This is a genomic window from Flavobacterium fructosi (genome assembly GCF_042787335.1).
Taxonomy (GTDB): Bacteria; Bacteroidota; Bacteroidia; order Flavobacteriales; family Flavobacteriaceae; genus Flavobacterium; species Flavobacterium fructosi.
The window spans coordinates 15,644-35,554 of record NZ_JBHZQA010000009.1 but is presented as its reverse complement, the minus strand read 5'-3'; the positions used below and the strand labels follow the sequence as shown (position 1 = coordinate 35,554).

General features: G+C 34.1%; 12 protein-coding genes and 1 pseudogene. 10 read left to right on the top strand and 3 right to left on the bottom strand.

Features of this window, described 5'->3' with window-relative positions:
- Positions 1 to 82: 82 nt before the first annotated feature.
- From ACFX5D_RS12940 to ACFX5D_RS12895, 10 genes and pseudogenes are all read left to right on the top strand, one after another.
- On the top strand, positions 83 to 943 hold the full coding sequence (locus ACFX5D_RS12940) for a PhzF family phenazine biosynthesis protein (protein WP_379858610.1): 861 nt from the start codon (positions 83 to 85) through the stop codon (positions 941 to 943).
- 50 nt (positions 944 to 993) lie between these two features.
- On the top strand, positions 994 to 2,814 hold the full coding sequence (locus ACFX5D_RS12935; protein ID WP_379858609.1) for a porin family protein: 1,821 nt from the start codon (positions 994 to 996) through the stop codon (positions 2,812 to 2,814).
- A gap of 113 nt (positions 2,815 to 2,927) precedes the next feature.
- Entirely contained in the window at positions 2,928 to 3,377 is a 450-nt protein-coding gene (locus tag ACFX5D_RS12930; protein WP_379858607.1) for a hypothetical protein, read from the top strand.
- 199 nt (positions 3,378 to 3,576) lie between these two features.
- Positions 3,577 to 5,253 (top strand): asparagine synthase B, encoded by a 1,677-nt coding sequence (gene asnB, locus ACFX5D_RS12925; protein ID WP_379858606.1) that lies wholly within the window; start codon positions 3,577 to 3,579, stop codon positions 5,251 to 5,253.
- Between the two features lie 177 nt (positions 5,254 to 5,430).
- Positions 5,431 to 7,056 (top strand): amidohydrolase, encoded by a 1,626-nt coding sequence (locus ACFX5D_RS12920; RefSeq protein WP_379858604.1) that lies wholly within the window; start codon positions 5,431 to 5,433, stop codon positions 7,054 to 7,056.
- A 484-nt stretch (positions 7,057 to 7,540) separates the two neighbouring features.
- On the top strand, positions 7,541 to 9,484 hold the full coding sequence (gyrB, locus tag ACFX5D_RS12915) for a DNA topoisomerase (ATP-hydrolyzing) subunit B (protein ID WP_379850983.1): 1,944 nt from the start codon (positions 7,541 to 7,543) through the stop codon (positions 9,482 to 9,484).
- A gap of 115 nt (positions 9,485 to 9,599) precedes the next feature.
- Complete coding sequence (gene mdh / locus ACFX5D_RS12910) at positions 9,600 to 10,535, top strand: malate dehydrogenase (protein WP_379858602.1); 936 nt, start codon at positions 9,600 to 9,602, stop codon at positions 10,533 to 10,535.
- Positions 10,536 to 10,757: 222 nt separating this feature from the next.
- Positions 10,758 to 13,730, top strand: coding sequence for a protein translocase subunit SecDF (secDF, locus tag ACFX5D_RS12905; RefSeq protein ID WP_379858601.1), 2,973 nt, complete (start codon positions 10,758 to 10,760; stop codon positions 13,728 to 13,730).
- Between the two features lie 520 nt (positions 13,731 to 14,250).
- Positions 14,251 to 14,487: pseudogene (locus tag ACFX5D_RS12900) on the top strand (acyloxyacyl hydrolase); the annotation flags it as partial.
- Between the two features lie 208 nt (positions 14,488 to 14,695).
- On the top strand, positions 14,696 to 16,960 hold the full coding sequence (locus ACFX5D_RS12895; RefSeq protein WP_379858600.1) for a T9SS type B sorting domain-containing protein: 2,265 nt from the start codon (positions 14,696 to 14,698) through the stop codon (positions 16,958 to 16,960).
- Between the two features lie 82 nt (positions 16,961 to 17,042).
- On the opposite strand, the gene lgt is transcribed toward ACFX5D_RS12895, so the two are convergent.
- From lgt to cysS, 3 genes are all read right to left on the bottom strand, one after another.
- A complete protein-coding gene (gene lgt, locus ACFX5D_RS12890) occupies positions 17,043 to 17,969 on the bottom strand; it encodes a prolipoprotein diacylglyceryl transferase (protein ID WP_379858599.1) in 927 nt (308 codons plus the stop codon).
- 66 nt (positions 17,970 to 18,035) lie between these two features.
- Positions 18,036 to 18,275 (bottom strand): membrane protein insertion efficiency factor YidD, encoded by a 240-nt coding sequence (yidD, locus tag ACFX5D_RS12885; RefSeq protein WP_379858598.1) that lies wholly within the window; start codon positions 18,273 to 18,275, stop codon positions 18,036 to 18,038.
- A 79-nt stretch (positions 18,276 to 18,354) separates the two neighbouring features.
- Positions 18,355 to 19,833 carry a cysteine--tRNA ligase gene (gene cysS, locus ACFX5D_RS12880; protein WP_379858597.1) on the bottom strand — a complete coding sequence of 493 codons (1,479 nt, stop codon included), beginning with the start codon at positions 19,831 to 19,833 and terminating at the stop codon, positions 18,355 to 18,357.
- Positions 19,834 to 19,911: the final 78 nt, after the last annotated feature.

Below are 19,911 nucleotides of genomic sequence, written 5' to 3'. Positions count from 1 at the left end.
TTAAAGATAAAGAATGGAATTATTTTGGGGTTTATTAAACAAATAAATTTTGAAATTACAAAAGTTTAAAAAATAAAAAAGAATGAAAATACCCTTTTATATAGTGGATGTTTTTGCTGAAAAAAAATATGCTGGGAATCAATTAGCTGTTTTTTTAGATGCCGAAAATTTAAGTGATGATAAAATGCAAACAATTGCTCGTGAAATTAACTTTGCTGAAAGCACTTTTATTACCAAGCTTGATAAAAATAATACTGCAGAAATCAGAATCTTCACTCCCGAATATGAAATGAAATTTGCCGGGCATCCAATAATTGGTACTTCGTGGGTTTTGATGAATAAAATATTTGAAAAGCTGCCTCAAAATATAGTTTTATCGGTTCCAATAGGTGAAATTCCTGTTAATCAATCAGGAGATTTAGTTTGGTTGCAGGCAGCTCAACCGCAGTTTTTGGATACTTTTTCAATCGAAGATTTTTCATCCTTCAGTAATTTAAGCAGTACGGATTTTGATGATAAGTTCCCAATTCAAGAAGTTACCACAGGGAGCGCTTTTGTGATTGTACCTCTTCAAAATAAAAAAGCATTAGAAAATTTAATTCTGGATCAAGGTAAAATGAACAAATGGTTGCATGCGCATTGCAAAACCAGTCATAGAGCCTTGTATTTTTATTGCTTAGAAGATTCAAAACTAATCAGCAGAATGTTGTGTATAGAAGACGACCAACTCAAAGAAGATGCAGCCACAGGAAGTGCCAGTACTTGTTTGCAGGCTTTTCTTTTGAAATATCATTCGACTGAAATTGAAATCATAAACCATCAAGGGGACTATATTAATAGACCTTCTCAAATTTATTTTAAGGGTAAATTATCAGAAAATCATTTCGATATAAAAATTGGAGGAAAAACACAATTCGTTGCAAAAGGGGAATGGGAAGTGTAACGATTAGGTTAGAAGGTAAGATTTATAAATAAGAAGTAAAAAAATAAAACATGGCATTTAAATATTTAAACATAAAATCATTCGCAAATAAGATAGCAACGTTTTCGGCTCCCTTCCCATTTTGCAAGGTTGGGTTAGGAATTTTGTTCTTCTTCGTCTTCCAGTTTTCTTTTGCTCAAAAAAAGGAACAGATTGGTACAGAAACTGTAAATGTTGTGAAACCCTATACGCCAACAATTTCAGATGCTTTCAAAGTTAAGGAAACGCCTATGTTGGAAGAGGAAGGAAATGCTAAAAAAGAAACTATAAAATATACTATTTTTTCTTTTCCGGTAGCTTCGACTTTTACGCCGTCCAAAGGAAAGGCTGAAGGAGTAGAAAAAGAGAAACAAGAACATTTATTTAAGAATTATGCGACTTTTGGCATTGGAAATTACGGAACTTTTGTTGGAGAATTATTCGTTAATCATGATCTTAGCAACAATAATTATGTGGGGGGAATGTTTAAACACCATTCTTCGCAAGGAGGCATAAAAGGTGTGGCGCTTGACGACCGGTTTTATGATACGGCTATCGATTTGACTTATGGCGCCCATGAAAAAGATTTGTCGTGGAATTTTGATTTGGGTTATCAGAATCAAGTATACAACTGGTATGGATTGCCTACTGATTTTGGAAGCGGAATGACTCCGTCGGATAGGAGGACTTTAATTAACGGAATAAAACCGCAACAGGATTACAATACAATTACGGCTGGCGGAAAAATAGATTTTACAGAAAGTGTTTTTGATGAAGCGGTTGTTAAGTTTAATCATTTTTCAGACATGTATGGATCTTCGGAGAATCGGTTTTACGTAAAACCTTCTTTTAAAGTTGATATAATGGACACCGCTATAAGAACAAATGTAATTGTTGATTATGTAGGAGGAAGTTTCAAGAAAAATTATTCAAATACAAATGTAGAACCGCTAAAATATGGTTTTACTAATTTTGGAATTGAACCTAGTTTTGTTGTGCTAAAAGACGATTGGACGTTGAATATTGGAGCCGGTATATATTATAGTTTGGACAATGAAAAAAGCAATAATAAATTTTTAATTTACCCACAAATTAGTGCTTCGTACAAAGTGGTTGGTGATTTGATGATTTTTTACGCCGGAGCCAAAGGGAATTTAGAGCAGAACTCTTATCAGGACTTTGTTAAGGAAAACCCATTTCTTTCACCAACGTTAAATATTTCACCAACGGACAAACAATATGATATTTTTGCCGGGTTGAAAGGGAAACTGACGAATAATGTAAGTTATAATGTTAGAGGTTCTTATCTTAATGAAAGAAATAAAGCTTTGTTTAGAAGCAATGATTACACAGAAAGAAGCACAAATGAAAATTATGCATTTGGGAATTCCTTGCAAGTGGTTTATGATGATATGAGAACTTTGAGTTTTTATGGAGAACTAAAAGCTGATTTTTCACAAAATGTGACTTTTGGAATCAATGGAACTTTTAGCACTTATAACAATGATTTAGAAAGCGATGCTTGGAATTTACCAAAAATAAAAGTGAATTCAAACATCGATTTTGCTATAACTAAAAAATGGTTTGCTGGTGTCAATGTGTTTTATGTAGGGGAACGTAAGGATTATAAAACGAATACGGATATAGTTTATATCGTTGCTCCAAGTCAAAATCCAATTGTACTGAAATCTTATTTTGATTTAAATGCTAACGTTGGATTCAAATACAATGAAAGATTTACTGCTTTTTTAAGAGCAAATAACATTACTAACAAAGCTTATGAAAAATGGTTGAACTATACGGTTCAAGGTTTTCAAATAGTGGCGGGTGTAAATTATAAATTCGATTTTTAATTTTTTTTCAATTGCAAATCGATCTAATAAAGCGTGAGGTTTACAAAGATTTTGATTTACTTTTTTGTGAACTTTGCGTAAAACTTTGCGAACTTCGCCGTTAATCCCATCCAATGACTTTCAAACAAAAAATACATCAATATTACCTGCAGCTAGTCCAAGACCGTATCGACATTTTCAAAGATATGATTGTTGCGCTTACCGAAGACTCTAAGAACGACGCCAAAGGTTCTGCCGGAGACAAGCATGAAACGGCTTTGTCTATGATGCATATCGAGCAGGAAAAACTCAATACTAAATTAAGAGAAGTACTGAATCAAAAAGCAGTTTTAGATAAAATTGACGCTGCTAATATCTCTAAAAACATTATTGTTGGAAGTTTGATTCGTGCCAATGGAATTTACTTGTATTTAAGTGTAGCACTCCCAAAAATTACGGTCGATGAAATAAGTATTATTGCTTTATCTCCCCAATCCCCTTTGGGCAATAAATTGTTGGGTAATGAAGTGGGATTTACTTTTGAAATTAATTCGACTAAATACTTGATTGAGGAAATTTTATAATATTTCTGTAATTAATTTACCATGAATTAAGAATTATAACCAGAATACTATTTTGAACTTTAAAATACTTGCATCTTTATAGTAAAAATCACTTTTTAGTTATAAATTGAAACTGAAATAGCTACTAGTGTTTTTCAATTGTAACTGTTATTGCATCTTTGCCCTGTCAAAATAAATAAAACATTAAAAATATATAGTTATGTGTGGAATAGTATGTGCCTTTGACCTAAAACAAAAAGCGGAAGTTTTAAGACCACAAGTATTAGAAATGTCTAAAATTATCCGTCACCGTGGACCGGACTGGAGTGGAATTTTCAGTAATGAAAAAGCGATTATGTCTCACGAGCGTTTGGCAATTGTTGATCCGGCTTCCGGGAAACAACCTTTGTTCAGTGAAGATAAACAACTTATTTTAGCAGCAAATGGTGAAATTTATAACCACAGAGAATTGCGTAAACAATTTGAAGGTAAATATAACTTTCAAACGGAAAGTGACTGCGAAGTTATTTTGGCACTTTACAAAGAAAAAGGACCCCATTTTATCGATGAAATGAACGGAATTTTTGGATTTGCCATTTATGATGTAGAAAAAGATGAGTATTTTGTTGCTCGTGATCACATGGGAATCATTCCATTATACATTGGTTGGGATGAACACGGAACATTCTATGTGGCTTCAGAATTGAAAGCATTAGAAGGATATTGTACAAAAATCCAATTGTTTCCTCCGGGACATTATATGTCAAGCAAAGATGGCGAATTTGTACAATGGTATAAAAGAGAATGGGTTGATTATGATGCCGTAAAAGACAATGTAACCAGCATTAATGAAATTAAAGTGGCGCTAGAAGCAGCAGTTCACAGACAATTAATGAGTGATGTGCCTTACGGAGTATTACTTTCTGGAGGGTTAGATTCTTCTATTACTTCGGCTGTGGCCAAAAAATATGCACAAAAACGCATTGAATCCGGAGATGTTGCCGATGCTTGGTATCCACAATTACATTCTTTCTCGGTAGGATTAGAAGGTTCTCCAGATTTAGCAGCAGCTCAAATAGTTGCAGATCATATTGGAACCATTCACCACGAAATAAAATTCACTATCCAAGAAGGTTTGGATGCGGTTAAAGATGTGATTTACAACTTAGAAACGTATGATGTGACTACGATTAGAGCATCAACACCAATGTGGTTAATGGCAAGAGTTATTAAATCTATGGGTATCAAAATGGTGTTATCAGGTGAAGGAGCGGATGAACTTTTTGGAGGATACTTGTATTTCCACAAAGCGCCAAACGCTAGAGAATTTCATGAAGAAAACGTACGTAAATTAGGTAAATTGCACATGTATGATTGTTTGCGTGCTAACAAAAGTTTAGCTGCATGGGGAATTGAAGGACGTGTGCCGTTTTTAGATAAAGAGTTTATGGATGTGGCGATGAGAGTTAATCCACAAGATAAAATGATCAATACAGAACACCCAATGGAAAAATGGGTAGTTCGTAAAGCTTTTGAAGATATGTTACCGCCAAGTGTAGCTTGGAGACAAAAGGAACAATTTAGTGATGGTGTAGGATACGGTTGGATTGATACCTTAAAAGAAGTTGTAGCGGTAGAAGTTTCGGATGAACAATTAGCAAATGCGAAATACAAGTTCCCTTTACAAACGCCAACTTCAAAAGAGGAATATTATTATCGTTCTATTTTTTATGAGCATTTTCCAAGTGATGCAGCTGCTTTGTGTGTTCCACAAGAAGCAAGTGTGGCGTGTAGTACAAAAATCGCTTTAGAGTGGGATGAAGCATTCAAAAACATGAATGATCCTTCCGGAAGAGCGGTGGCTAGTGTGCATGATGACGCGTATGTAAAGGCATAAGTAGGATTTAATTAAGATTTTATAAATAGACTGAGACGTTCTCCATTAGGAGAGCGTCTTTTTTTGGAAAAATATCATTTGTCGGAAAATATGGAATTATAAAAATTTTTTTATAATTGTACATTATATAAATAATTGGTTGCAGTTTTTTATATTAGCCTAATTAAACACCCTTCTATGAAACGCTATATTTTAATTATTGCTTTATTTTCACTTGTTTCTTGTCTTAAAAAAAATAAGACCGCTGTTGATTTAATTGTTACAGGCGCAACTATTTATAAAGTGGATAATACATTTGGCACTGCAACTGCGATGGCTGTGAGTAATGGAAAAATTGTAGAAATTGGTTCCAATGAAGAGATAATAAATAGGTATGAATCTAAAAATACGGTGGATGGTAAAGGGAAATTTATATACCCTGGTCTGATTGATGCACATTGTCATTACTATGGCTTTGGACTCAGCTTGCAAGAAGTTGATTTGCGTGGGACGAAGAGTATGAAGGAAATAATTACGCGTATAAAGACTTTTCAAAAAGAAAAAAATCCCGATTTTATTGTTGGTAATGGTTGGGATCAAAATGATTGGGAGGTAAAGAAATACCCAACAAAAGCAGATTTAGATGCCGAATTTCCAAATATTCCCGTTGTTTTAAATAGAGTCGATGGCCATGCAATACTTGTGAATAGTAAAGCGTTACAATTAGCGGGAATTACAAAAGATACGAAAGCAGTTGGTGGACAGATCGAAATGGCAAATGGTGAACCAACCGGAATTTTAGTGGATAATCCGATGGAGTTAATTTTTAAAATAATTCCAAAACCAACCCGTAAAATACAAATTGCCGCTTTATTGGACGCTGAAAAAGTGATGTTTGATTATGGATTGACAACAGTAAATGATGCCGGTTTAGATCCGGATATTATTAATTTGATTGATAGTTTGCAAAAAGTAAAAGCAATGAAACTTAATGTGTATGCAATGATTAGTGCAAACAAAAAAAATATCGATTTGTATCTGAAAAAAGGAATTTATAAAACAGATAATTTAGATGTGCGTTCCTTTAAAATGTATGGAGATGGCGCTTTGGGTTCCCGCGGTGCTTGTATGCACAAGCCTTATTCAGATATGCCAAAACAATTTGGAGCGTTACTGTCTCCTATTTCACAATTAAAATCGATAGCTAAACAAATTGCAGCTTCTCCATTTCAGTTGAATTCGCACGCTATTGGCGATTCGGCAAATACGGTTTTGCTAAAGATATATAAGGAAGTTTTAGCTGGTAAAAAAGACCGAAGATGGAAAATTGAACATGCACAAGTTTTGAGGGAAGAAGATTTTGATTATTTTAAATTAGGAATCATTCCTTCGGTGCAACCTACGCACGCCACTTCAGATATGTATTGGGCTAGTGAAAGATTAGGGAAAGAAAGAATAAAAAATGCTTATGCTTATAAAAAGTTACTTCAAAAAGCTGGAATTATAGCTTTAGGTACTGATTTTCCCGTAGAAGAGGTAAATCCTATGTTAACTTTTCACGCTGCAGTGACGAGAAAAGACAATAAGAATTATCCAAAAGGAGGTTTTCAAGTAGAAAATGCATTGACAAGGGAAGAGACTTTAAAAGGAATGACTATTTGGGCTGCCTATTCAAATTTCGAAGAAAAAGAAAAGGGAAGTTTAGAAGTGGGTAAGTGGGCTGATTTTGTTATCTACGATCAAGATTTAATGAAGATCAATGAGGATCAAATTGTAAAAATGAAGCCAGTGAATACGTATTTGAAAGGAGATAAAGTAAAATAAGCAAGTCTTTGCAAGTGATACGTTATAATTTATTTTGCAGTATTTAAATTTAAGTACGTTTATTTCACATTTTTAATGCAAATTATTAATTTGGGTTTATAATTGCTACGGCACCTTTGTCTTAAAAAAAGAATAGAATATTAAAAAATAGAGTTACGAGAGGCATATTGGCCGTTATCGAAAAGGAAAAGATGAAAAGTTGGTACAGGCGCTTTCTTAAAGAATATCGAATGATGGCCCGGATGAAAGTGATTAATTTTTCAAATTTGCAAAACGGCAGTATAAATGTTTGTATTGGAAATTTGTCTTTTATACTAGTTTTTTCTTCTATTCTTTAGAAATTGATTTTTGCTATTGCTATTGAAATCGACACTTTTTTGTTAATAACTTAACAGCTTAAAATTTGATTTTAACGGTTATATAAATTGTGTTTTTATATATTTGCGTGTTAGACAAAAATTACATTTTTTTTAGATTAAAATATATGAGCGAAGAAATCAAGAAGGACAATTATTCAGCAGATAGTATTCAAGCATTAGAAGGAATGGAGCACGTAAGAATGCGTCCATCGATGTATATTGGAGATGTAGGTGTTCGAGGTCTGCATCATTTAGTTTATGAAGTTGTTGATAACTCAATCGATGAGGCAATGGGAGGCCATTGCGATACGATAATAGTTGATATAAATGAAGACGGATCTGTATCTGTGGAGGATAACGGACGTGGTATTCCAGTAGGAATTCATAAAAAAGAAGGAGTTTCGGCTCTTGAGGTTGTAATGACAAAAATTGGTGCCGGAGGAAAATTTGATAAGGATTCTTACAAAGTTTCCGGAGGACTTCACGGTGTTGGGGTTTCGGTAGTAAATGCATTGTCAAATCATTTGATAGCAACAGTTCATAGTAGTGATGGTAAAGTATACCAACAGGAGTATGAAAAAGGGAAAGCACTTTATCCTGTTAAACAAATTGGGGAAACTACAAAAAGAGGTACTATAGTTACTTTTTACCCTGATGAAACGATATTTACTCAAACTACAGAGTTCACTTATGATACATTGTCAGCGCGTATGCGGGAGTTATCATATTTGAACAAGGGAATCACAATTACTTTTACAGATAAAAGAGAATTAGATAAAGACGGAAATTTTGTTTCAGAAGTATTTCATTCTGATGAAGGTTTAAAAGAATACATCCGCTATTTAGATGGAAATCGTGAGCCAATTATAGCACACGTTATTTCAATGGATAATGAGAAAGGAGAGATTCCAGTTGAGGTTGCCTTGATCTATAATACGAGTTACACAGAAAATATTTTTTCTTACGTAAACAATATCAATACGCACGAAGGAGGAACGCACTTACAAGGTTTTAGAACTGGTCTTACCAGATCGCTTAAGAAATATGCCGATGCATCTGGAATGTTAGATAAATTAAAGTTTGATATTTCAGGAGATGACTTCCGTGAAGGATTGACGGCAATTATTTCTGTAAAAGTTGCTGAGCCACAATTTGAGGGACAAACCAAAACGAAACTAGGAAACAGAGAAGTTGTTTCACCAGTGAGTCAAGCGGTGAGTGAAATGATTGAAAATTATTTGGAAGAAAATCCAAATGATGCGCGGATCATTGTTCAAAAAGTTATCCTTGCGGCTCAAGCGCGTCATGCAGCTAAAAAAGCACGTGAAATGGTACAACGCAAAACCGTAATGGGTGGCGGGGGATTACCAGGAAAATTATCAGATTGTTCAGAACAAGATCCTGCAAAATGTGAAGTATATCTTGTCGAGGGAGATTCGGCAGGTGGAACGGCTAAACAAGGACGTGATCGTGCATTTCAGGCTATTTTGCCATTACGTGGTAAGATTTTGAATGTCGAGAAAGCGATGCATCACAAAGTTTTTGAAAATGAAGAGATTCGAAATATTTTTACAGCACTTGGTGTAACGATTGGTACAGAAGAGGATAGTAAAGCTTTGAATATTTCAAAACTCCGTTATCATAAAGTAATTATTATGTGTGATGCCGATGTCGATGGTAGTCATATTTCTACTTTGATTTTGACGTTCTTCTTTAGATTTATGAAAGAATTAATCGAAGAAGGTCACGTATATATTGCAGCGCCACCTTTATATTTAGTTAAAAAAGGAAATAAGAAAGAATACGCTTGGAATGACGTACAACGTGATCAGGCGAATGAAAGAATGGGCGGAAGCGCAGGAATTCAACGTTATAAAGGTCTTGGAGAGATGAATGCGGAACAATTATGGGAAACAACAATGGATCCAAGTTTCAGAACATTGCGTCAGGTTACTATAGACAGTTTGGCGGAAGCCGACAGAGTCTTCTCTATGCTAATGGGTGATGAGGTTCCGCCTAGAAGAGAATTTATTGAAAAAAATGCAGTTTATGCGAAGATCGACGCTTAATAAAGCGTAATTGTTTATTTGGTTAATTGTCTAGTGATAAGCTACGCGATTAATCGAATAAACAATTATGTGATCAACGATAAAAATTAACTAATAACCGAATAAATTTTATAATATGAAAGTTACCATTGTAGGAGCAGGGAATGTAGGTGCAACCTGTGCAGACGTAATTTCTTATAGAGGGATTGCAAGTGAAGTAGTATTATTGGATATCAAAGAAGGTTTTGCTGAGGGAAAAGCTTTAGATGTCATGCAATGTGCTACCAATACCGGTTTCAATACTAAAGTATCGGGTGTAACTAATGATTATTCAAAAACGGCAGGGAGTGATGTAGTGGTAATTACATCAGGAATTCCTAGAAAACCGGGTATGACACGTGAGGAATTAATAGGTATCAATGCCGGAATTGTAAAAACTGTTGCTGAAAATGTACTGAAACATTCCCCAGATACTATTATTATTGTGGTTTCTAATCCTATGGATACAATGACTTATTTAGCATTAAAATCTACTGGATTGCCAAAAAATAGAATTATTGGAATGGGTGGAGCTTTAGATAGTTCTCGTTTTAGAACGTATTTATCTTTGGCCTTAGATAAACCGGCAAATGATATTTCAGCAATGGTGATTGGTGGACATGGTGATACGACTATGATTCCATTAACCCGATTGGCTTCTTATAACGGAATTCCCGTATCTCAATTTCTTTCAGAAGAAGTATTGGCAAAAGTAGCTGCTGATACAATGGTTGGCGGAGCTACACTTACAGGTCTTTTAGGAACTTCTGCATGGTATGCTCCTGGAGCTTCTGTTGCTTTTTTGGTAGATAGTATTTTGAATGACCAAAAGAAAATGATAGCTTGTTCTGTTTTTGTAGAGGGAGAATACGGTCAAAATGATATTTGTATTGGTGTTCCTTGTATCATTGGTAAAAATGGAGTAGAAGAAATTCTTGATGTTAAGTTAAATGACCAAGAAAAAGCATTATTTGCTAAAAGTGCTGATGCAGTCAGACAAATGAATGATGCATTAAAATCGATATTAGAATAATATTTTAATTATAAAAGAGGGAAGACTGCATTATTGCAGTCTTTTTCTTGAGATTAATCCATAAATAATTTGTTAATCTTAACCTAAATTATATATTTGCTCGGTTTAAAAAAATGATGTAATTCGGAATATTCGTTTTTTGTATTAAAAATCGATGTCAGGGCTTATTTTATAGGGTTAAAACAAAAATAAATAAATAAAAATAATTAATTTTTAGTAATAATGCAGAATAAAGGACTTATTAAATTTTTCGCAATTCTATTTGCATTGGTAAGTATTTACCAACTTTCTTTCACTTTTGTTTCAAGCAAAGTAAAAAATGATGCAAAATCTTTTGCTGGTGGAAATCCTGAAAAAGAAGTTAAATATTTAGATTCCATTGGAAAAGAAAAAGTATTTAATCTTGGGTTTACTGATTTTACGTTCAATGAAGTAAGTGACAAGCAAATCAATAAAGGTCTTGACTTAGAAGGTGGTATTAATGTAATACTTCAAATCTCTGTTAAAGACATTTTGAAAGGATTATCTAATAATTCTAAAAACCCAGTTTTCAATAAGTCTTTGGCTGATGCTACTGCAGATTTACAAGGTAATAAATCGTACTTAGATAAGTTTTTTGATGCTTTTGAAGCAAATTCAAAAGGAACAGTAAAATTAGCTTCTCCTGATATTTTTGCGAACAGAAGTTTGCAAGGTGAGGGTGGAGTAGATTTTCAAATGACGGATGCACAAGTAAAAAAAGTAATCTCTAGAAAAGTAGATGAGTCTGTAGAAAGTGCTTTTGGTGTTTTAAGAAAACGTATCGATAAATTTGGTGTAACACAACCTAATATTCAAAAATTGGGAGAGTCTGGACAAATTCTTGTTGAACTTCCAGGAGCTAAAGATGTAGATAGAATCAAGAAATTATTACAAAGTACGGCTCAATTAGAGTTTTGGGAAACCTACAAAATTGATGAAATTGGAAACTTTTTGATGGCTGCCAATGAGTCATTGAAAAAAACCGAAATCACCAAAGGGGAAGTAAAAACAGTTGCTAAAGACTCTTTGAGTGCTTTATTAACGGACGGAAAAGACTCTGCGGCGACTAAAAAAGGAAATAATCCTTTATTGGATAAAATGATAGGTCAAGGTGGTGGACCGGTTTTGGGTCTTTTCTCACCAAAAGATACCGCTGTTGTTAACGGATATTTAAAAAGACCAGATATCAGAGTTTTATTAGCGGGCGATCAACGTTATGCTAAGTTTGTTTGGGGCATTCCTTCAATTATTAAGGATGCAAAAGAAAAAGATGTTGATGCAGTAGAATTATACGCGTTAAAAGGAAATAGAGACAATATTCCTGCAATGGCTGGTGGCGTTGTTACTGATGCTAAAGATACTTTTGATCAAGCAGGAAAGCCAGCTGTTTCTATGCAAATGAATAATCAAGGTGCAAAAGCATGGGAAGAATTAACAGGGAGAGCTTTTACACAAAAAAGTAACATTGCTATCGTTCTGGATGATGTAGTTTATTCTGCACCAGGAGTTTCTAGCGGTCCAATTGCTGGGGGTAGATCTGAAATTTCTGGAACTTTTGATGTAACTCAAACTAAAGATTTAGCCAATGTTTTAAGAGCGGGTAAATTACCAGCTGCTGCAGAAATTGTTCAATCAGAAGTAGTAGGTCCATCCTTAGGTCAAGAAGCAATTGATAATGGTACAAATTCAGCACTTGTTGGATTACTTTTGGTATCACTATGGATGATTGTTTATTATGGTAAAGCGGGTTGGTATGCAAATATTGCTTTAGCAGTTAACTTATTGTTCTTATTCGGAATTTTGGCAAGCTTAGGTGCTGTATTAACATTACCAGGTATTGCAGGTATTGTATTGACGATGGGTACGGCAGTAGATGCAAATATCATTATTTATGAAAGAGCAAAAGAAGAATTACGTGCGGGTAAAACACTAGGAGAGGCTGTTGAAGCTTCCTACAGCTGGAAAGGTGCAATGCGTTCTATTGTAGATGCAAACGTTACACATATCTTGATCGGTACGGTATTATTTATTTTTGGTTCAGGACCAATTAAAGGTTTTGCGACAACATTATTGATTGGAATTGTGACCTCTTTATTTACTTCTATATTTATCGCAAGAATCTTTATTGATAGAAATATTGCTGGAAAAAATAATTTGACTTTTGTTACAGGATTTTCTAAAAATTTCTTTACAAACTTTCATTTTGATTTCTTAGGGGTAAAAAAATGGACTTATGCTTTTTCTACAATTGTAGTTATTGTTAGTGTAATCTCCTTATTTACAAATAAATTAGATCAAGGTGTAGATTTTGTGGGAGGAAGAACTTTTCAAGTTCGTTTTGAAAAACCAGTTGCAGCAGAAGTTGTAAAAGCAGAATTGGCAAAAGTATTTGAAGGAAGTGCCGAAGTAAAAATATTCGGTAATGACAACCAATTGAAAATTACTACTAAATATAAAGTAGAAGACCACGGGACTAAAGCAGATGAACAAGTAAATAGATTATTATATGATAATTTGAAACAGCATTTTTCTGCAGGTTTAACGTATGGTAGATTTGTAAATGCTTACGAAGGTAAAAAACTGGGAATTTTACAGGCTTCGAAAGTGGGACCAACTGTTGCCGAAGATATTAAAACTAATGCGTACTGGGCTGTACTTGGGGCTATGCTAATTGTGTTCTTATACTTACTTATTAGTTTTAGAAAATGGCAATATGGTTTAGGCGCAATCGCTGCTGTAGCGCATGATGTTATTTTTGTTTTAGGAATTTATTCGTTGTGTTATAAATTTATGCCTTTTGGTATGGAGATTGACCAACATTTCATTGCAGCTATTCTTACCGTAATTGGTTACTCAATGAATGATACTGTTATTGTATTTGACAGAGTGCGTGAATTTTTGGATGGAAAAACTAAAGGTTCTTTCGCTGAAATTGTTAACAAATCAATTAATTCAACAATGTCAAGAACAATCAATACGTCATTAACTATGATCGGTGTATTGTTTATCATGTTCATTTTTGGAGGTGAATCTATCAGAGGATTTATTTTCGCTATGTTAGTTGGTATTATTGTGGGTACTTATTCTTCATTATTTATCGCAACTCCAGTATTGGTAGATACGATTTCTAAAGAAGATAAAAAGTTAATCGAACAGCATCATCAAGAAGTTTAATTTAGTATTCAACTTATTATAATTGAAAAGATCCAACGAAAGTTGGATCTTTTTTTTGTTTAAATCAAAAGGTCTTTTATATATAAAATGATTAATTTAGGAGATATAGCGAAATATTTTATAATTATTAATACTAAAGTTGTATTTATAAAAAGGTCCATTTTACTGTAGTTCTTCTTTTTGTTTTTTAATGCTTTCTTCGGACAAAATAAGTAAAACACATTTATCAGTTGTTTTTTTTTTGCTTTTAGTAATGAATTTAAGAATGATGATTACACGTTTACCGCACAGTATTATAAATTGGAACTTAATTATTTGCTACGGGAGGAAAAATTTTTTCAGTAAAAGATAGTGATTCAGCCAGAAATTAATTTGCAGAACATCAACTTATTAAACCTTATTTTAGTACTCCTGATGATCCTGATTATATCGCGAAAAGAGAAATTTTTTCTACAAAATAGGTAATTAATCAGTATGTTTTGACTCTAGGTGTCGTACTTAAAAAACAAGTTCAAAAACATTTAGTATTTATGTTTTAGCCAGTACAGGAGCTATGATTTCTGATGGTGAAACTGAGCGTTTTGCTAAAGGTTTTGCTTTTTCGAATATTTTAGCAATTTGGGTTTCTTACAAAGTTAAAAGATTTGAATTAGATGTACGGCCTAATGTCTATTATGTGACTAATGCAGGTCTGACAAGTCCGAATATAGGTTTTAATACAAAAAATATGGAGTTTGGTATTTCTTTGCATTTTTAAATAATTCAGAACTATATTATTTATGTTGTAAGTTAAATCGATTTATTGATGAGCATTTAGTTATTAAATTGATAATCATGTTATTAATTTTACGAAATGAATAATATTATTAAAAATAAATCTTTAATAGTTTCTAATTTTATATATTTACTTAGCATTCTGATTTAGTACTACGTGATATTTGAAGTTATTTAATAAGTCAAAAACAATGGAAAAATTTACTAAACTATTACTATTTGTTTATTTTTTTATCAATGTTAATCTTTACGCCAATAAAATTAGTAATGAAGTTGATTTTGAAATTTGGATTATTAATGTTAAAAGTAATTTACATAATACGCCATATTCAGTTGAGAATATGTTTACTGATGGAATTTTGAGAAAAGCAAATACGAATTTGTTTCTTTCAAGTATTGCTACTGCTCCACCAGCAGTAACTTCGCCCATTTATTATTGCCAAAATAGCCCTGCAGCACCATTAACAGCAACTGCCAGTGCAGGGGGAACTTTGAATTGGTATGGAACTAATGCAACGGGCGGAACGGCATCTCCAACGGCTCCAACTCCTTCTACAGCCGCTGTTGGAACAACACCATATTTTGTTAGTCAAACTGTTGGTGGAATTGAAAGTTCACGCTCTAAGATTGTTGTAAATGTGGTTGCAGATAATGGGGCAACTATCTTGGGTTTTACTTGTGATCCATCGCAAATAGCAGCGGCTGATAAAGCTTCTTCAGTATTTTTTGATTGGGGAAACAATCCGCTAATTTCTAATTCGTATAATTACACATATACGATCCAAGGTAGTTCTCCAGTCAGTGGGACTACAGGTGTTTCGCATGTCCAAGTATTTGGAATGGTACCTGGTCAATCCGCAACATTAACACTGACATCAGCAACGCATCCTTGTGTCCCGGCCAAAACTTTAACTTGTATTGTACCATGCGGGGCCTCAACGATAACTCCTAATTTCGCTGCCGTTCCCCCTTTTTGTTCAGGTTCTGTAGCACCAATATTAGGACCCATTTCCCCAAATGCAATAATAGGAACTTGGTCACCGGCAATAATCAGTAATACTACAAGTGGGAATTATATATTTACACCAAACCCAGTTTTGTTTCCTTGTGCTACAACACAAACGTTGCCAGTAACGGTTTCGTCATTAGTAACTCCAACTTTCACAACTATACCAGTTACAGTTTGCCAAAATGCAACAGCTCCGGTTTTGCCTTTAAATTCTTCTAATGCAACTCCGATCTCAGGAATTTGGAGCCCAGCTACAGTTAATACCGCAGTTTTAGGCCCAGTAACATATACTTTTACGCCTAATCCAGGCCAGTGTACTGTAGTAACTCCTACAATGGCGTCAATAGCAGTTGTTCCTGCTGTAGTGCCAAATTTTGCCTCTATTCTTCCTTTTTGCTCTGGAACAACCGCGCCACTTTTGGGGAGTACATCTCCAAATGGAATTGTGGGGACATGGTCACCTTCAGTAATCAGTAATACAACAAGTAGAAGTTATTTGTTTACTCCTAACGCAAATCAATGTGCTACAACTCAAACCTTAAATGTAACGGTCAAAGTAAAATCAGTTCCAAATTTTGCAGCTATCCCTTCTTTTTGCACGGGAACTACAGCACCAACTTTAGCAACTATGTCGCCGAATGGAATAACAGGTACTTGGTCTCCAGCAGCAATAAGTAACACAGCAAGTGGTAGTTATGTTTTTACACCTAATACTATAGAATGTGCGACTACACAAACATTAGCGGTAACAGTTAATCCTCTTATTGTACCAGATTTCACTAATCTCTCTATCTGTTTTAGTAGTATCGCTCCTATTTTGAGAAATGTATCTCCTAATGGAATTAGTGGTACATGGTCTCCGTCTACTATTAATAATACAACGGCTGGATCATATGTTTTTTCTCCAAATCCAAATCAATGCGCAACTAAAAAAACGATTAATGTTGCCGTTAACCAATCTACCCTCGTAAATGTAGTGTGGAATGTTACAGATGCTTTTTCTGAAAACCAGGTAGTGACTATTACAGCCACTGCTCCTGGAGATTATTTATATCAGTTGGATAGCGGTCCGTTTCAAGATAGCCCTGTTTTTGAATATGTTGCTTTAGGCATTCATTCCATCACCGTAAAAGATAGAAATGGCTGCAGCCCTCCAATAACACGTTCAAATGTTTTAGTGATTGATTATCCTAAATATTTTACTCCAAATAATGATGGTTTTCATGATAATTGGAACATCTTTAGTTTAGAAGATCAAACAAATTTCAGGATTCTAATATTTGATCGTTATGGGAAATTCTTAAAAGAAATTAGACCTAAAAGTTTGGGATGGGACGGCATGTATAATGGAAATCCCATGCCGGCAAATGATTATTGGTTTAGTGTTGAATATGCAGAACAGAATGTTTCTAAAATATTCAAATCTCATTTTTCTTTAAAAAGGTAGTCATAAAATACCCCCAAATAGCATCTAGCTTTTTGAGGGTAGTCAAGTTTTTTTCTATTTTAAGCGGTAATAGAAATATTGTTTAAATTCTAACAGGCTTTTCGGCAGTGAAAACAAAGTATAATCCGATTAATATAAATGGAATACTTAACCACTGTCCCGTAGATAATAATCCTAAAGCGTTTTCAAATCCACCTTGGCTTTCTTTTACAGATTCCACGACAATACGAACAGAAAATAATAGAACTAAGAATAATCCAAATAAAAATCCTGATTTTTTTCTAGCGTCAGTTTTCCAATATAAGAAAAACAAAATTGCAAAAACAAAAATATAGCAAAAGGCTTCATATAATTGTGCAGGATGTTTTGCAGGAACTTGCTCTAATAAAGCAGCAAATTTTGGGTCAGTAGCTATAGCATGATAAGCGTCATTTGGGTTAGGTATTTGAGTTGCGTTAGTGGCGTCATTAGAACTAAATTTATCACGAATGAAACGAATTCCAAAAGAAGATGTTGTTTCTTTTCCGACAATTTCCGAATTGAAGAAATTCCCTAATCTTACAAAAATGGCTCCGCTGGCAACCGGAATGACTACTCTGTCTAAAATCCATAGTTGCGGTCTTTTCAATACGTTTTTACTATAAAAATACATCGCAATTATTATGGATATAGCAGCACCGTGGCTTGCTAACCCTTGATAGCCCGTAAACTCAAATTGAGGAGAAAAACGAAAAGGCAAAAATATTTCTAGTAAATGATTGCGAAAATATTCCCAATCATAGAATAAAACATGCCCCAAACGAGCTCCAATTAATGTAGCTAATACGGTCCATATAAACAAAGAATCTAATTTTTCTATTGATTCTCCTTCTCGTTCAAATATATTCTTCATAATATACCATCCTAATCCAAAAGCGATAACAAACATTAAGCTGTAATATCTAATTACAAAAAAACCTAAATCAATTCCTTCTGATGGATTCCAAATTATATTTAAAGCGTGTGTCATTTATGATTGTTTTTTTAATGTTCTGTAAAAATAAAGAATTAAAGTAAAATTCGTACCAATAAAAGGTTAATGTTCGTGATTACATTTTTTTTCAGGAACAGGGTCATAGCCGGTTCTGCCCCAGGGATGACAGCTCAAAATTCTTTTCACTCCTAAAAAACCACCGTAAAATAATCCATGTTTTTGCAGCGCTTCAATCATGTAAGAAGAGCAAGTAGGCTCAAATCTACAGGCAGAAGGTGTAAAAGGAGATATAACAGTTTGGTAAAACCGAACTAATAAAATCAAAGGGGCAGTTAATTTCATGATTTGAACAGAAAATTAATTAATGTGTCAATTAGAAAATGGCTAATTAATTAATTCTCTAATTGAAAAAATTATTCTATTATATTGTAAAAGTAGTGCCTTCTTTTCCGTCTTTCAATTGAATTCCTAAGGCAATTAATTGATCGCGAATTTGATCAGACAATGCAAAGTTCTTATTATCTCTGGCTTGTTTTCTCATTTCAATAAGCATATTTACGGTACCTTCTAATTTATCATTACTGATGTCTAAAAGTTTCTCGTCCTTAAGACCTAAAACATCAAATGCAAAAGCTTGTATTGCTGTTGAAAAAGTCTTTAAATCAGTAGCGGTCAACGTTTCTTTTCCTTCTTTTAACAAATTGATAAATCGAACTCCTTCAAATAATTGTGCAATTAAAATTGGAGTGTTAAAATCATCATTCATAGCATCATAGCAAGACTGTTTCCAGCTCGCTATATCTAATGTACTATTGGAACTTGAATCTAATTCTTTCAATGATTCTAATGCTTCCATCAATCTTTTGTATCCTTTTTCGGCGGCAACAATGGCATCGTCAGAAAAATCAAGAATACTTCTATAATGTGCTTGCAGCATAAAAAAACGAGCTACAGAAGCAGAAAATGCTTTGCTTAAAATACTATTATCACCAGTTAAAATCTCCCTTGGCAAGATATTATTTCCAGTTGATTTAGCCATTTTTTTGCCATTCAAGGTTAGCATATTGGCATGCATCCAATAATTTACCGGAGTTTGGCCCGTACAAGCTTCATTCTGTGCGATTTCACATTCATGATGTGGGAATTTCAAATCCATTCCACCTCCGTGAATGTCAAAATGATTGCCCAGATATTTAGTGCTCATAGCCGTACATTCTAAGTGCCAACCCGGAAAACCATCACTCCACGGGGAAGGCCAACGCATAATGTGTTGTGGTTCGGCTTTTTTCCAAAGTGCAAAATCTTGTGGATTTCTCTTGTCAGATTGCCCGTCAAGATCACGCGTATTGGCAAGCATATCCTCAATATTTCGGCCGCTTAATCTACCATAGTGATTGGTTTCATTGAATTTTACCACATCAAAATAAACAGAGCCATTGGCTTCATAACCAATACCTTTGTCAATTATAGTCTTTATAATTTCTATTTGCTCAATAATGTGTCCTGTTGCCGTAGGTTCAATACTTGGAGGTAAAAAGTTAAAAGCATTCAAAATATCATGAAAATCAACCGTGTAACGCTGCACGACTTCCATAGGTTCCAGTTGTTCTAAACGTGCTTTTTTAGCTATTTTATCCTCACCCTCGTCGACATCGTCGACGATATGGCCTACATCCGTAATATTACGAACGTAACGCACTTTGTATTCTAAATGTAAAAAATACCTAAATATCACATCAAATGACATAAATGTTCTCACATTCCCAAGATGCACATTACTATAAACCGTAGGTCCGCATACATACATCCCAACATTTCCTTCATGGATAGGCTTGAATGTTTCTTTTTCTCCCGAAAGAGAATTGTATATTTTTAGGGTTTGAGATTTGTATAAATGCATTTACGTTTGTTTTTTTGGAGCTATTTCCTGCTTTCCGTTTCAATCCACGCCAAAAAACGTGGGATTTCCTCTTCAATC